This window comes from Bacillus mycoides (assembly GCF_000832605.1).
GTDB classification, from domain to species: Bacteria; Bacillota; Bacilli; order Bacillales; family Bacillaceae_G; genus Bacillus_A; species Bacillus_A mycoides.
The window spans coordinates 46,159-62,838 of record NZ_CP009691.1; the positions used below are offsets into that span (position 1 = coordinate 46,159).

Consider the following 16,680-nt stretch of genomic DNA (forward strand, 5'->3'; position numbering starts at 1 on the left):
AGGTGCGTAATCAGTATGGAAAAGGAAAATTTGTTTAAATGGAAGTATTATCAGCCTGAACTAATCTTATTAACAGTAAGGTGGTACCTACGGTACAATTTGAGCTTCCGTAACCTGGTGGAAATGATGGAGGAAAGAGGCTTATCAATTGCTCATGCAACGATTATGCGCTGGGTTCATCAATATGGATCTCAATTAGAAGAGAAAGTACGACATCATCTTAAATCAACAAATGACTCATGGAAAGTCGATGAAACATATATCAAAGTAAAAGCTCAATGGATGTACTAATACCGTGCAGTCGATTCAGAAGGGTATACAATTGATTTTTATCTAAGTAAATCAAGAGATAAACAAGCAGCCAAGCGCTTTTTCAAGAAAGCCTTGGCTTTTTCGTATGTTTCTAAACCTCGCGTGATCCCTGCCTATCCTGTAGCAATTCAAGAGTTAAGAGAAGAGAAACATATGCCTGAAGGCATACAACTAAGGCAAGTTAAATATCTCAATAATATAGTGGAACAGACCACGGGTTTATTAAAAGGCGAGTTCGTTCTATGTTAGGATTAAAGTCGTTTAAAACAGCAATCTCTATATTGAGTGGTGTTGAAGCCATGCATATGATGAAAAAAGGGCAACTTGTTTTACCGGATAAGTCTGTCCAAAACCAGAAATGATTTATTCATAAATTATTTGGCTTAGCTTCATAAGATAGAAATGAAGAAGAAATTGCTACTCTATGTTTCTAACTAACATTTTCGCACCAGAACCTTTTTTACTACCATAAGATAGAAAGAATACCACATTGCTATCAAGCTAAGATTTTAAGTTTCCCCATAGCGAAAAAATGACTTCTTTACGACTAGTGTTTAACTCATTTTTTTCGGTTTGGGGAACAACCCACTTCTTAAGTTGACGGGCATGTATGGTGAAGTCTATTATATAAATTGGTCAAAAATTGACCTTCCTCAGTTTTTTTAATTCAATACATATGTTTTTTGTTATGGGAATATATGTTATAAACTTTACTTAGTCTAAGAACATCATAACATTCTAAATAGTATGGAGCGTGTATTATAATGAAAAAGATTTTATTATCGTTTATAACATTAGGAATGCTTATAGGATGTGAAAAATCTGATTCGTGTGATGAAGCAAGAGCCATCTACTCTGGAAATTGTAATTCTGATAATACACTGACAAACGACAAAGCTGAATTACAATTAGATTCCAAATAGTTGCTGTAATACTTAATTTGTATTTTAACAGGTAACAATTTCATTTCATTTTAGAGGGATATTTCCAATCGCGATTTCCTTTAGAAACAGTCGAAGAGGTTTCACTTTTTTAGTTAGGCTTTGTTTCTCTATGTTTTCCAGAGATTTTCGTATCTGTTCCATTTGTTCTTTTCCTTCTATTATATCAAACTCGATCCATTTGTGGGGTATCGCCAGTATTTCGGAAAAACCCCACGCTAAGAGTTTTTGAGTCATTTTAATGTAGGCTTAAAATAAAGTTTGATCACTTTTTGCTATGTATGAGCAAAGTTACTTCACTATTAAATTTATAGTAAGTATAACTTCCAATCCATGAACCAAAGGCTCCTCCCAAAAAGAAAATAGTCATATATAATCCATTAAGTCTGTTTCTTATCTCAGGATTCAAACCAAAGTCAACTTTTATTATATATTTTGGAGTTGCTTTACGTTTACCGTCTACAGATAGCGGTGCTCTTTTTTTGCATGAATTTTACGTCTGAATTCTTTAAAACATCATAATTTCAATTATCTAAAGACAACGGTCATTCATTAATACAATAAATGGAAGGTTATTCGATTCCCTATATTTGTATATGCGAAATTGCATAAAAATATATGTTTAAATAAGACGCGATTTTATATATAACTAGAGGTAGAGAAAGTAAATTATTGTTTAGTGTCTACTTAAAACTTTTAAGTTGATCGATGTGGCGGTATCCCTTTAAGAGAAATATTAAGCAGTTAGCCTTTGCTAACCGCACTTTTATTAGAGATATTTACCTGTTGATATTACGTTAATATGATGAAAATTTGCATAAGAATCTTAAAATTTAGAAAGGAAATAAAAAAATGAAAAAATTCGCATCAACACTATGTATAGCTGGAGTGACTTTAACTATTTTAGGAGTATCTCCTCAAAGTAGCTATGCTCATCTCGATCAAATTGATTTAACTGAGAATGATCCTATTACTGCAGGATGGTCTGCAGAAGCTCCGTATCATTCTGATAAAAGTACACATTTATGGATTGCAAAACAAGCTATTGAAATTATGAAAACAGAATCTAATATTGAAGCAAATAAGCAGGCTGTGGACTTTTTAAATTATCCGCAATATAAGGATCTATTTTCTAAAGGATTATATGATGCAGATTATAATGCAGAGTTTAACGATGGTGGAACAGGAATAGGCGGCGTTTTTAAAGGCGGATGGAAATCTCATTTTTATGATCCTGATACTAAAGAAAATTATAGAGGAGAAACAAATCCAACGGCTCTTACACAAGGTAAGAAATACTTTTATGAATCTGGAGAACATTTACGAAATAAAGACTATGAAAAAGCTTTCTATTACTTAGGAGTAGCCACGCACTACTTTACAGATGCTACCCAACCTATGCATGCAGCAAATTTTACCGCAATTGATACGAGAGCTATAAAATATCATAGCTACTTTGAAAATTATGTTACAACCATTCAAAATCAATTTGCAGTCAATACTGGAGGGAATTATAACGACTCTCTATCCACACCTGAAGAATGGATTGATTATGCAGCCCGAGTAGCTAAACCTGAAATCCAAAATATTACTAATGATAAAACATTTAAGTATTATAATAGTGGTAAGGCACAATTGTGGCAAGAAATGGTTACCCCAGCTGTGCAGCGAAGCTTAGGAGAAGCTCAGCGCAATACAGCAGGTTTCTTAAATCTTTGGTTTAAAACTTTTACTGAAAATGTGAAAGCTCCAAGTATAGAGACCGCATTAATCTATGATATAGAAGGAAACGTCATAGAAGCAGGGAAAAACTATTATATCGTACCAAGTGAATCTCCTTATCAAGGTCTAACATTTGAATGGTATGTAGCAAACCGTTATGATTATGTCTCACTTGCAAGTAAAGAAAACAATGCTTTATCTGGTACACCTATAGCATTTGAATTCTACAAAGAAAATGATGCAAAGCTACACCACGGGGAGAGTATATATCTTCGCATGAAGCACTCAAATTACGATCAATTTCAATATTTAAATTGGTCTAATTATTCTAGTTGGATTCACCTTGCTCAAAAATCGGATAGTTTAGCTGACTTTAAAATTAAAATTAACCTGGATAAACCTACAGAATATAATATTTTTACAGATGACTATCCATTAAATTATGAAAATATAAATGCAGAGAAAAATTGGATCGTACTAGGTGGAAAAAAACAAAAACCTAGCTCATGGAAGTTTATACCTGTTAGATAAACTAAAAAGAAAAACACTCGTCCTTAATCAGAACGAGTGTTTTTTTATCCGTAAACGTCAAGTAACTTCACTTATTGGCAACAAACAAAAAAGCCCATCTCTTTTTTCATAAAAGATGAGCTTTTTTATCTTTCAATTATTCTAAATAACCTGTTAAAAAGAATAAAATACTGTAGCTTTGAAATAAAGTCGTACCGTTTATAAAGAAGATGTACTGTTTATACAGAAGTTGCATCGTTTTATCCCTTTGGATTTCCTTATCTATGGGTTACTCCCCATCGCCAACAAGCTAATAAAGGAAAATACCCCCCAAATGAGAAAATTGGCATATCCAGGTAAAAATATACATTTTTTTGTTTTGGAGCAACTAGTTTCATTACCTTGATGGGCATGTTGGTGAGACCCTAAAATGAACATTTGGATAGGCAATCCTTCTTCTCTTAAAATAACCTTAAATATATTATAGATTTAAGAATATCAGAAAAATAAATGGTATAATTTTCTAAAACATCCTGAATAAAGTTGATTTTAGAAAAGGAGTAGAGGGGAAATGTTTCAGAAGCTCAAATTTTATTTAATCAGCCTTGTAATTAGTTCAATGTTAGGTGGGATTATCATAGGTGCTAATTTCTTGGTCCATAACATCTATTATTTAGTTGTAGGTAAAGAATTTCATTTTAATATGTGGTCTTCCATTATTATATTTAGTATCGTATTTATTTCAGGTTTTACATATATGTTGAAAAAGGGCCCAGATATACTTATTAATGATTAAACCAATAGTAATTCATGATCTGGTTGGCGTCTTGTTTGTTGTTAGGGAAAGATAACAAAACTAAATTTCCTTAAAATGAAAAAATACACCATCCCTTCTATATATTTTTACAAAAAGAATAGCGTTATTTTGATTATATGGATACAAATTTATCTTAGCTTGATGGGCATTTGGCGGTACCCATTTTTGGACTAGTTATATATATGTTATACGGAAAAAACAAAAGAAATTTAGCAAATAAGTTGAATAAATAGAAGAAATAACACTTTGCAAACACAACACCTTTAATTAGAATAGTTCCTATAATTAGATAAAATATGATGAAAATAGGGTTTTAAATTTCAAAAAAGGCGAACATTCGCGACTTTTCTGCTGTATCGTTCCTATAAATCTAATAGGTGGATAAGATAAATAAAATTAGATACCCAATATGGGATAGTGTTAATAGAATCGAAACCGTTCATGCCATATAGAAACAAAACAGGGTTCTGGTGCAAAAGCTTCAAGGTAATTACAAGTAATCTCTAAAACTTGGACATACTGATACTATTACTCTAAAAGGGTGTGATCGGTATGGAAAAGAAAAATTAGTTCAAATGGAAGCACTATCAGCCTGATATTATCTTATTAATGGTAAGATGATACCTACGGTATAACCTAAGTTTTCGTGATTTGGTGGAAATGATGGAGGAACGTGGTTTATCCATTTCTCATACAACGATTATGCGTTGGGTTCATCAGTATGGTCCTGAATTGGACAAACGAATCCGACTTTACCTCAAACAAATAAATGACTCTTGAAGAGTCGATGAAACATATATCAAAGTAAAAGGTCAATGGATGTACCTGTATCGTGCTGTTGATTCGAACGGAAACACAATCGATTTTTGCCTAAGCAAAACAAGAGATCATAAGGCTGCAAAGCGCTTTTTCAAGAAAGCTTTGCGGTCTTTTCATGTTTCAAAGCCACGTGTGATAACAGTCGATAAGAATCCAGCTTATCCTATAGCAATTGAACAGTTAAAAAAAGAAAAAAGCATACCTAACGGTATGCGACTTAGACAACAAAAGTACTTGAATAACATAGTAGAACAAGATCATCGCTTTATAAAGAAGCGAATCCGTTCTATGCTAGGCCTTAAATCTTTTGAAACAGCTACATCCATTCTTTCTGGAGTAGAAGCCATGCATATGATTAAAAAAGAACAGCTTAATTTACGGGACCAGTCTGTACAAAATCAAAAAGAATTCATCCATCAATTGTTTGGACTTGCAACATAAGATACGATTCCGTTAGGAATATATATGCTTTATTCCCTTGTGTTTTATTTTTGCACCAGAACCAAAAAAATTACTTTAATTGAAGAACGAGCAAAAAAATTGGAAAGTGTGCCATCTGGATTAGAAATGAAACAAATAATCTCAGATGTTATTGATAGCAAGAATTTAGTCAGTGTCGATAAATTAGAACTTGAGATCATTAAGAGTCGCAATACACAAGTTTTATGGACAATTGGTACGATAATATCAATTGTTTCATTGGGCGTTGCAGTTATAAAGTTGCTTTAAAAAACAGCCATGAATTAATAACAAAGAGTGAAATCGAAGAAAAACGTTATCAGATAAACATAGATTTATCGTATTGTTTGAAACGGAATAAAAGCATAAAAAATGTAAGGATATTTATTGATGAGAATTTTTTTAATTCTTGAATAGCCACTTTACTCGGTGATGATTCCTGAGCTTCTAAGGTGAAGGCCTCGTTTAATTTTTCTAGAATATTCATTAATAATCAGTCCTTAATCTCTCTCCATTTTGAAATTATGGATGAAAAGGGGGAGGATTGTAAATATGGAAATGAAAAAACGAAGCCTATGTATATGTGAAATGATTTTTAAAACCGTCTCCTTTTAGGGGACGGTTTCTTTTATCAATGAATATACTATATTAAGAAATTTAAGAGGTGATAATAATTGGATTATTTAATTGAATTAAATCAGTGGGGCATAAAAGAAGGATTACCTACTAAACCCTATGTAGATGCAGATTATATACAAGCTGATAAGAATATCCAGGGGATAAACAATGCGCTACAATATGCAGCATCTAATAATTACTCTGAAGTTATTCTTCCAAAAGGCAATTACGCTCTATGTTATCCACGTGAGATTGTTATGGTTTCCAATTTAGATTTTAATTTAAATGGATCAACATTAAAAGTTATATACGATTCTAATAAAAAATCGCCATTTGACAATAGAACAACTACTGATTATTACAACTTCAAAGGGAATAGTATCGTATTTAGTAAAGTCACCAATTCTAATTTATTTGGTGGAACTATAATTGGATGTAGGGACGACAGAAGTTTCTATAATCCTTTAGAAGTAGCAATGGAGAATACGTATGGTACTCTCTTTCAAAAAAGTTCAAATTATTGTTCTGTGAAAAATTGTAAGGTTCGCGATTATATGGGCGATAATATTTCATTTAGCTCAAACTCGATATTTGACTATGGAGAGTTTGATCAAGGTCTTACTTTGAGTGCCTTAGATTACAATACTGGACAACCTATTACCTCTACGAATACACTCACAACAAAGATGTTAAATATACCTCAAGATTTAACACCAAAGATTACTTCCTTTCTTATAGCTGGAGCAGGATACGCTAGAACAACAAATTTAAATAGTAAAGACTTGGATATCTTCTTTTACGATAATAACAACAATTTCATAGGGGTTATGAAGAAAAGAAGAATCTATACAGATATTTCAATCCCAGTTAACGCAATGAAATTTAGACTTCAATTTTATAATGAAAACAATGTAAATAAGAATCTGCAATATACAATTATGTTTGGTGGTATTCCTCACCATAACACTGTTGAAAAATGCGAGGTTTTTAATGGGCATAGGGGTGGTATCACTTTAGGGGGGAATTACAACGAAGTTATAAATAATAAAATCCGCGATAATGGAAAAGGATTGGTTAGGTTTTTGGATGGAAAACCTATTTTCAACAATCCAACTCGTTATTCAATAAACATGGAAGATTCATACGGAGCAAGCTGTACCATAAAAGATAACGAAATTTACGGCAGTTATCACGGTATTTTAGTTGGTTGCTATGATGTCTTAATAGAACATAATCACATTTACAATATAGATTACCTAGCGATTAATCTTTATTCTTTAATGCATGCAACTATTAAAGATAATTTCTTATACAACTGTCAAAATAACATTGGACTCATGACTTCTAACTTTAGTATGGCGTTTGTGAATATTATAGACAACAGTTTCACAGGTGGTAATATGAATTTAACTAATGATTCGTATAGGGTTTCTTTATCTAACAATCAATACGTAAACCCTGATTTCGTTGCATTGGGAGATAATTGCATATTTGATAATAATTATATTATTTTTACAGAAAATCCGACTACCACACCATGGATAAAAGCAAACAAAATAAGCAAATGTACCTTTAAATCGGTTTTAACACAAAGAGAGATGACGTTTAAAGTTAAAGAATATGATAGCTGTAGATTCGAAAATTTACGAGTCAGATCAGAAAACCCTAATACTCAAACTGTAGACGTTTGTGAGTTCACAAGGTCAGAACTTCTTAATTGCGAGTTGAGAAATCATTTGTTTAATGGGAGTCCAATGAATATTAGAGTTACTAAATCAAAACTTATAGATACAACTTGCGAAGTTGGTATTACAAATGTGGATAATCAAGTACCATACACTACACTGGAAGACTGTGCTATCTCGATTAATACGAAAAATAATTTATTCTTATCTGATACAAATCGTCCATATACAACTTATGTAGTAGAGAAATGCAATGTTACTATTAATAATCCAGCATTCGCTTCTCTCTTAGCTTCAGGAGCAGCAGCGGGAGTAAACGAGTTAATTTTAAAAGAAAATGGATTTGTTTATACAGGAACAGCACCATTGAATTTAAAATATTACACAAATATAAATCATATTCGTAACTTCATCAATTCGAATAACACCTTTACAAATATCAATTTACCTGCTGTGAATTAAAGCTGGCTCTTTCGAGTCAGCCCGTTTTTATTCTACATCGACCAATTCATTAAGTTTAAATTCTGTATTCAATCCAAATGAATCCGTATAGTATACCGTTTATATTCTTATACATATTTGCAGTTATAATGCATGACTGTACATAGATGACAAACATTAATGAGTAAATGCACAATAACAATGTTACGATCCATAAGTACTGGACGAGCGGAGCGTTGTTTTTCTGTTAATCCTTCTAATGAAGTTAATATGTACTTTAGCCGTTTTTCTTCCTCTTTAGAAATAAAGTCTTCATCACGTAACGCCCGATTAGGCTGAATCATGAGATTCATATCTTCTAATGGATTAGGTAGGCCTAAATATTGATAAAGTCTACTTAGGACAATATAAACACGATGTATCGTTTTATCAGAGTAATTTCGTTGCTTCTTTAAATCATTAAAATACTCTTCATAACCCTCGGTACTAAGTGTCGTCCATATATTGCGTAAGGGAAGCTTTTTTGATTTTTGCAACCACTGACCAAAATCTTCAATATCATAAACATATCGTTTAATTGTGGAAGGTTTTCTTCCTTTATCTAATAAGAAAGAAGAAAAATGCTGTATTGTGTCTTGAAATTCTTTTGTTGGCATAGCCTTATCATCCTAATCTTTTCTTTTAGTATATCAAATTTTGAAATTAGCTTTACTTACACTACGTAATACATACTGAATTTATGTAAATATTTCTCAATATTATATTATTGCTATATGAGCTATAATATAAGTAATTCTTTTTATTATTTATATTTTGTTATTTTCTGTTGCAGAATCCTTATTATAAGGATTCCTTTTTTGTATCAAAAATCTCCAAAGAAAAAAGATAAGATCGGGAACACAATCTTATCTTTAGTACAAGGAGAATACAAAAGGGATTACTATCTTATTTATATTATATTGTTTTTTGTTAATTTTTTATATCAAAACCATAAATAACAGTTATACCTATATTGAAAAATTTATTACAAAATTAGCTATAAATGATTCAAGAAGTGAATGTAAACTTTTATACAAAATTTCACATTTTAGAAAGGTAAAAAGAGCCCAATTAATTTAGGACTCTTTTTCGTTTTGGGTAATTCTAAATTCTTAAGTTGATGGATGTGAGTACCCCTATAAAAAACAATTATTTACGACGCCTTCTCTTTGCTTTTTTACGCTGATTTGTATGACTATATTTTTTTATATGAGTACTTCTGTTCTTCTTATAATTAGGTAACTTACATATAAGGGTTCTGGTGCAAAAATCGCAAGACTCTTGCAAGTAATCTCCTAAACTTGGACATACTGATAGTATGACTCTAAAAAAGGTGCGTGATCAGTATGGAAAAAGAAAATTTATTTAAATGGAAGCATTATCAGCCTGAACTCATCTTATTAACAGTAAGGTGGTACCTACGGTACAATTTGAGCTTCCGTAACCTGGTGGAAATGATGGAGGAAAGAGGATTATCAATTGCTCACACAACAATTATGCGCTGGATTCATCAATATGGACCTCAATTAGAAGAGAAAGTACGACATCATCTTAAATCAACAAATGACTCGTGGAGAGTCGATGAAACCTATATTCAAGTAAAAGGTCAATGGATGTATTTATATCGTGCAGTTGATTCAGAGGGTTATACAATTGATTTTTATCTAAGTAAATCAAGAGATAAACAAGCAGCCAAGCGTTTTTTCAAGAAAGCCTTGGCTTTTTCGTATGTTTCTAAACCTCGCGTGATAACAGTAGATAAGAACCCTGCTTATCCTGTAGCGATTCAAGAGTTGAAAGAAGAGAAACATATGCCTGAAGGCATGCAACTAAGGCAAGCTAACTATCTCAATAATATAGTGGAACAAGATCATCGATTTATTAAAAAGCGAGTTCGTTTGATGTTAGGATTGAAATCCTTCCGCACAGCTACATCCATTATTTCTGGAATAGAAGCTATGCATATGGTAAAAAAAGGGCAACTTATTTTACTGGACAAGTCTGTCCAAAATCAAGTGAAGTTCATCCATCAACTATTTGGAATTGTTGCTTAAGACTAGATTCCACTAGGAAACTTTTCGCCTCTTTATATCTTTCCTAAGTATTTGCACCAGAACCATTTCTTGTATCCCTAAGCTCATCATGCCTATTAATGCGACTATCGGTATGATTTTTTCATAAATTCCCCTTCTTTCCATGATAGTTTCCTATTATAAAATAAATCACTGTTGTTACAGAAATGTGACAATTTCAAATAGGGGCACGGCAAGAATTCGTTTTTTTTGAGCCACTCACCATTTTGTCACATTCCTGTCACAATGTATTTGTAGGATAGAAATACAAAAAAGGAGGTTTATAAGTATGAATAAAAAAATGAACAAGCTAGTCATTCCAATTTTGATGAGTTCAATGTGTCTTACATTACCATCCCTGAGTTATGCGCAACAAAAGGATTTTACAACAAAGGGACAAAGCGTGGTTTCTCAATACAAAAATTTCACTTTTGATGTGAATCCTGAAACGGGTGAAATTTTTGTGGAAAAAGATGGTGTAAGAGAAAGTGCTTCCTTACCACTATCGAAGAAAAAAATAACAAATCTAATAAAAAAAGATGATTGTATATCATGGAGTTATCCAGATGACCAAATAGATGTGAAGATTGAAAAGAAAGAGTCTTATTTAAATATTAAGTTAAAATCTACTAAGTCTGAAGGAGCTAATGAATTTACATGGCCTAAAGTAAGTGCGGACAGCTATACGTTACCATTATGGGAAGGAAAAAATATACCTAGCAATGATCCAAACTGGAAAGAATATTTAAAAGATCAAGAGATGTCATTCATAGAAAGTTTTTCTATGAGATTCTTTGCATTGAATAAATCTAATTATTCCATTATGTATATAGCTGAAAAAATGTATAACGATAATATTCATTTCACTGCTGATTCCGATATACAGTTTAGTTTTACACATCAATATCCTTCTATTAATAAGAATAAAGAATATGGATTCAGATTGTATCTAACTGATAAAAACCCTGTCTCGATGGCAAATATTTATAAAAATTATATAAAAGAACAGGGAGAATTTAAGACACTAGAAGAAAAAGCAAAAACAAATCCGAACATTAAAAAATTATATGGTGCTCCTCATATTTATTTTTGGGACCACAGTGGGATTTCAGTAGAAAATATCAAGTGGGATAAATTCACACAAAAAATGGATGAGCCATTTACAAATTGGATGGCACAGTTGTTACAAGAAAATACGGAAGATGGCTCAAAAGATTTTGAAACTGTTATGCAAGATATAAAGAATCAAAAAGCTATCGATAAAAGCCAGCAAAAAGTAATAGTTAATGCGATAAATCAGGTATTAATATTAGAACAACTTTATAATAAAGATATTTTCAGTAATCCAGATACTGGAATGGATGAATTGTTGAAAAAAGGAATCCAAAACTTAAGTGAACAAGAATTATATACACTGAACAAAGGATTAATTAAGAGTAAGTTAACAGAGGCAGTGGATGAAGTAAGTAGATGGGAACAGAAAGAAACAACAGATGTTTTAGTTGATATGAAGAAATCGAATGTTAAAAAAGCATGGATAGGTTTACCTAATTGGGCTAATGGATTAATGAATCCCAAAATGGTAGAAGAAGCAAATAGAATGGGGTATTTAATCGGTCCTTATGATTCATACCACTCGATTCATGAAGTGGGAAGTAGAGAGTGGAATACAGCTTCTTTTAAAGATAAAACTTTATATGAAAACGCTACAATATCGAATGAAAAAGGAGAAAAAGTAGGAGGATTCTTAGGAAAAGGAAGAAAGTTAAATCCAACTTTATCCTTACCTAGTGTGCAAGAACGTGTAGGTGATATTTTACAAAATAATATACCGTTTAATTCTTGGTTTGTCGATTGTGATGCTACAGGTGAAATTTATGATGATTATTCTCCAAATCACATTACTACTCAGGAGCAAGATGTAAAAGCAAGACTGCAAAGAATGAAATATATTAGCGAAGAAAAACATATGGTAGTCGGATCAGAAGGTGGGAATGACTTTGCTAGTAATATAATTGCCTTTGCGCATGGAATAGAAACGCCTGGGATTTGGCCCGACTCTGATATGAGAGATAAAAAGAACCCATATTATGTAGGCGGATATAAATCCACTTCACCAGATGGTGCTATTCCAGAACTGAATGGAAAAACCATACCTATTAAGCCTATTTATAAAAATATTTATAATAATCCTGTATATTCAATTCCGTTATATAAACTTGTATATAATGATTCAATTATTACGACTCACCAATGGTCATGGGGAAGTTTTAGAATTAAGGATGAGATAGGAAATAGAATGTTATCTGAAATGTTGTATAATGTACCACCTTTATATCATATTGATAAAAATGAATGGGAGAAAAGTAAATCCATCATTACCTCTTATTTGAAAGTATGGTCTCCATTTCATGAGAAAGCCGTAACAAAACCAATGACTAATTTTGAAGTATTGTCTGAAGATCGGCAAGTTCAAAGTACGACATTTGGAAATGACATGAAAGTGATTGTGAATTTCTCAAACCAAGATTTCACATATGACAATGAGAATATAAAAGCAAAAACAGCTATAGTATATGATGGGAAGAAAAAGAGTATATTAGAAGTTCCAAAGTACTAAGATACATGACATGGTTTTTGCTGTGAAATAAGGTCGTACTATTTTGAATAAAATTTAACTGTTTGCAAAAAAAGTTGCACCGTTTTGCGTCATTAGATAAAGCTGTCACGGTAAAACCCCTGAGTTTTGATCAAGCTTTATTCCAAACCAACACAAAAAATGGCTTCTGTGTTTTGAAGTCCCTTTTTATTTGTAATCAGGATTTTTGAAAGGTTTTTGAATTTCATAGAAATCAAACGGGATATAAAGTAAATGTTATAGTTTTGTATATTAAAGGTTATTTATGTTATTTAAACTATATTTTTACGAAGGTACTAGAGGGAGTGCCATCATGTATAGTGTGGTTGAAACTGCAAAAGAGAACAATTTAAGTCCTTATCATTCTCTTCGATATTTGTTTGAAACACTCCCCAATATCAATTTAAACAATTATGAAGAGAGATCTGTGTTGGATTCTCTTTTCATTGGTCTTAGTTATGGGGGAACCCTAGTGTTGTGTTATAACCCTGAAATATTGACATATCTAGGCGGACCTATAGATTTCAGTTAATTATATGAAATGAAAAATCAAGTCGTTATTTTGGGGATTCAAACTACCATTATTTAAACTATTATTCACACTAAAAGAAGTACAAGGAGGAAGGTATATCTATTAAAATAGTGAGATATACCAAATTATAAATGAATATTAAATTTAACAAAAAAGTAGTAGCATTAACAGCAGGCTTAACGGTATTATCTTCACCATTGGCATCATTTGCAGAGGAACAACAATTAGTAAACAATAAGCAACCTACAAGCGTTCAGGAACAAGATAAAACAGGCCAACTTCAAGCATCAGATGAACAGGCTTTAAAAAGTATTGAAGCTAGTTTTGAAGGGGTAGACGGACGTGGTGGAGGTACTATCGATAATAAGAAAGCAGACAGTCTTCAACGTTCAGAAGGTATTCATGAAGAAACGGGTACATTAACTGTTCCAAGCAATTCGAACAGAACAAAACGTAGTCTATCTCCTGCATCACCTAGCATCTCTAGTACAATAAACGGTGTTCCATTCACTGAATGGATTGTTCCAGCAGGTAACGATAATATTCGTCCTCAAAACTACATGAGTCCAAAGTACATTACAATTCATGAGACTGATAATACAAGTGTAGGAGCAGGTGCTAAAAACCATGCTCAATACCTATATAACCAAGCAGTAGGGAACACAAACCGAGTTGCATCATGGCATTTTACAGTAGATGATAAAGAGATTTATCAACACTTACCATTAAACGAAAACGGGTGGCACGCAGGAGATGGTGATGGTCCAGGTAATAGACAATCTATTGCAATTGAAATCGCAGTTAACAGAGACGGTAACTACAGTAAAGCAGTAGATAATGCTAAGAAACTTGTAGCTTATTTAATGAAAGAAACTGGTGTACCGTTAAATAATATCGTAAAACACCAAAGATGGAGTGGTAAAAACTGTCCTGCTAACATGATTAACAATGGACAATGGGATTCATTCGTAAATGGTGTTAAGGGGAATTATAATAACCTTTCTCAACCAACAGACGATATTACAGGGGGGTGGTATGAGTCAGCTATTCGAGAATTAAATAGAAGGGGTATTATGGTAGGGGAAGGAAACGGAATTTTCGCACCTAACAGAGCAGTAACAAGAGCCGAATTTGCCCAATTAATCTCTAAGTCTCTAAACTTGCCAGCCGGAGATGCATCATTTAAAGACTTAAATGATGCAAACCCAACTCTACGAGATGGTATTAAACGAACTGCAAGTGCAGGTATCATTGCAGGTAGAGGAGACGGTTCTTTTGACCCAAACACACCTATTACAAGAGAAGAATCAGCAATCATTGTAAACAGGGCTTTACAGTATAAAGGTCTATGGGGGCCAGTTGCAAACTTACCATTCGTAGATAAGGAACAAATTAACTATAAAGAAGACGTACAAAGATTGTATGGCTTAGGTATTGTAAAAGGTAAAGAAGACAATCAATACGATCCTAAAGGAACAACAACCCGTGGTGAAACAGCATCGTTCATTCTAAACATGCTTCTAGTAATTGAAACTGGTAGTGTTCAAAATGTAATTGGAACGGCTGAAATCAATGGTATTGGAGTAAATATTCGAAGTGGAGCAGGTTCAAACTACTCTATTGTTAGAAAGGCAAGTAAAGGCGAAAAAGTTACAGTATATGAAGAAAAGAACGGTTGGTTAAGAATGGGAACAGGTCAGTGGGTTTATTATGACTCTAGTTATATCAACTATAACAGATGATAAAAAACTAAAGTCTTTAAAGCATCTACATATAGACTTTCGAAAAAAAGAAACAATCTTGCTTATCATTGACGTTACATGAGCTTAGTTTGATGGGCATGAGGGTATAACATTCTCTGCAATACAAAATAAAAGGGGAAACTATTCAATTAGTTTTTCCTTTTTATTTTGTCAAACAAATGGGTTCTGGTGCAAACACTCCAAAACGCTTGTAAGTAACCACCTAAACTTGGATATATTGATACTAGTACTCTAAAGAAGGATGTGATTGGTATGGAAAAGCAAAATCTATTCAAGTGCAAACATTATTAACGGTTCTGGTGCAAATACTTAGGAAAGATATAAAGATGCGAAAAGTTTCCTAGTGAAATCTAGTCTTAAGCAGCAATCCCAAATAGTTGATGGATGAACTTCACTTGTCCAATAAAACAAGTTGCCCTTTTTTCACCATATGCATAGCTTCTATTCCAGAAAGAATGGATGTAGCTGTGCGAAAGGATTTCAATCCTAACATCGAACGAACCCGCTTTTTAATAAACCGATGATCTTGTTCCACTATGTTATTGAGATATTTCACTTGCCTTAGTTGGATGCCTAATGGCATCTTTTTTCCTTTTCTCAATTCTTCAACTGCTATAGGATAAGCTGGATTCTTATCTACTGTCACGACACGAGGCTCAGAAATATGAAAAGACTGCAAAGCTTTCTTGAAGAATCGCTTAGCAGCCTTGTGGTTTCTTGCTTTTCTTAGGTAAATTTCGAATCGACAGCACGATACAGCTACATCCATTGACTTTTCACTTTGATATATGTTTCATCGACTCTCCAAGAGTCATTGGTTTGCTTGAGATGACGACGGATTCTTTTGTCTAATTCAGGACCATACTGATGAACCCAACGCATAATCGTTGTATGAGCAACGAATAAGCCCCGTTCCTCCATCATTTCCACCAAATCACGAAAGCTCAAGTTGTACCGTAGGTACCATCTTACTGTTTGCAAAATAATATCATGATGATAATGTTTCCACTTGAATAAATTTCGCTTTTCCATACTGATCACGCCCCTTTTTTAGAGTAATAGTATCAGTATGTCCAAGATTTAGAGATTACCTGCAATTATTTTGAAGTTTTCGCACCTCCTTAAATTATAGTGTTCTTATATTTTACTACATTTGTATTTTGAAATGTAAGAAAACGAAAAAAGAGAGTTTTTAACAAAATAGTTATTTAAAAACAAGAAGCCCTAGAGTTAGGGCTCTAGGGCTTCTTGTTTTGGTATTCTCACATGGTTCTTTAAAAAGAATAGAACATATTAAAGATAATATATGAAT

8 protein-coding genes and 5 pseudogenes are annotated in these 16,680 nt (G+C 32.7%); 9 read left to right on the forward strand and 4 right to left on the reverse strand.

Annotated elements, in window-relative coordinates; genetic code table 11:
• Window positions 1–15 precede the first annotated feature (15 nt).
• A pseudogene (locus BG05_RS28740) lies at window positions 16–674 on the forward strand (IS6 family transposase).
• Between the two features lie 606 nt (window positions 675–1,280).
• Here BG05_RS28740 and BG05_RS30880 read toward each other — a convergent pair.
• Together BG05_RS30880 and BG05_RS28850 are read right to left on the reverse strand one after the other, a co-directional pair.
• A complete protein-coding gene (locus BG05_RS30880) occupies window positions 1,281–1,490 on the reverse strand; it encodes a hypothetical protein (RefSeq protein WP_033713865.1) in 210 nt (69 codons plus the stop codon).
• Between the two features lie 28 nt (window positions 1,491–1,518).
• Window positions 1,519–1,677: pseudogene (locus BG05_RS28850) on the reverse strand (MFS transporter); the annotation flags it as partial.
• Window positions 1,678–2,105: 428 nt separating this feature from the next.
• Between BG05_RS28850 and BG05_RS00340 the strand changes: the two are divergent.
• The 5 genes and pseudogenes from BG05_RS00340 to BG05_RS00365 all read left to right on the forward strand — a co-directional run bounded on the left by BG05_RS00340 (window position 2,106) and on the right by BG05_RS00365 (window position 8,345).
• Entirely contained in the window at window positions 2,106–3,506 is a 1,401-nt protein-coding gene (locus BG05_RS00340; RefSeq protein WP_002187095.1) for a zinc dependent phospholipase C family protein, read from the forward strand.
• Window positions 3,507–4,056: 550 nt separating this feature from the next.
• The gene (locus tag BG05_RS00345; RefSeq protein ID WP_002187096.1) at window positions 4,057–4,281 is read left to right on the forward strand and encodes a hypothetical protein; all 225 of its coding nucleotides are present in this window, start codon (window positions 4,057–4,059) and stop codon (window positions 4,279–4,281) included.
• A 630-nt stretch (window positions 4,282–4,911) separates the two neighbouring features.
• Window positions 4,912–5,562: pseudogene (locus BG05_RS28855) on the forward strand (IS6 family transposase).
• A 39-nt stretch (window positions 5,563–5,601) separates the two neighbouring features.
• Window positions 5,602–5,850 carry a hypothetical protein gene (locus BG05_RS00355; RefSeq protein WP_169748758.1) on the forward strand — a complete coding sequence of 83 codons (249 nt, stop codon included), beginning with the start codon at window positions 5,602–5,604 and terminating at the stop codon, window positions 5,848–5,850.
• Window positions 5,851–6,254: 404 nt separating this feature from the next.
• Window positions 6,255–8,345: a right-handed parallel beta-helix repeat-containing protein gene (locus BG05_RS00365; RefSeq protein WP_002187100.1), complete on the forward strand. Its 2,091-nt coding sequence runs from the start codon at window positions 6,255–6,257 to the stop codon at window positions 8,343–8,345.
• 155 nt (window positions 8,346–8,500) lie between these two features.
• On the opposite strand, the pseudogene BG05_RS00370 reads toward BG05_RS00365, so the two are convergent.
• A pseudogene (locus tag BG05_RS00370) lies at window positions 8,501–8,980 on the reverse strand (site-specific integrase); the annotation flags it as partial.
• 729 nt (window positions 8,981–9,709) lie between these two features.
• Here BG05_RS00370 and BG05_RS00375 point away from each other — a divergent pair.
• The 3 genes from BG05_RS00375 (at window position 9,710) to BG05_RS00390 (ending at window position 15,347) form a co-directional block, all read left to right on the forward strand.
• A complete protein-coding gene (locus BG05_RS00375) occupies window positions 9,710–10,417 on the forward strand; it encodes an IS6 family transposase (protein ID WP_041867956.1) in 708 nt (235 codons plus the stop codon).
• Window positions 10,418–10,724: 307 nt separating this feature from the next.
• Window positions 10,725–13,055 (forward strand): glycoside hydrolase, encoded by a 2,331-nt coding sequence (locus BG05_RS00380; RefSeq protein WP_002187103.1) that lies wholly within the window; start codon window positions 10,725–10,727, stop codon window positions 13,053–13,055.
• A 681-nt stretch (window positions 13,056–13,736) separates the two neighbouring features.
• Window positions 13,737–15,347, forward strand: a complete 1,611-nt coding sequence (locus BG05_RS00390; RefSeq protein WP_002187105.1) for an S-layer homology domain-containing protein — start codon at window positions 13,737–13,739, stop codon at window positions 15,345–15,347.
• A 377-nt stretch (window positions 15,348–15,724) separates the two neighbouring features.
• On the opposite strand, the pseudogene BG05_RS00395 reads toward BG05_RS00390, so the two are convergent.
• Window positions 15,725–16,400, reverse strand: a pseudogene (locus BG05_RS00395) (IS6 family transposase).
• Between the last annotated feature and the right edge of the window lie 280 nt (window positions 16,401–16,680).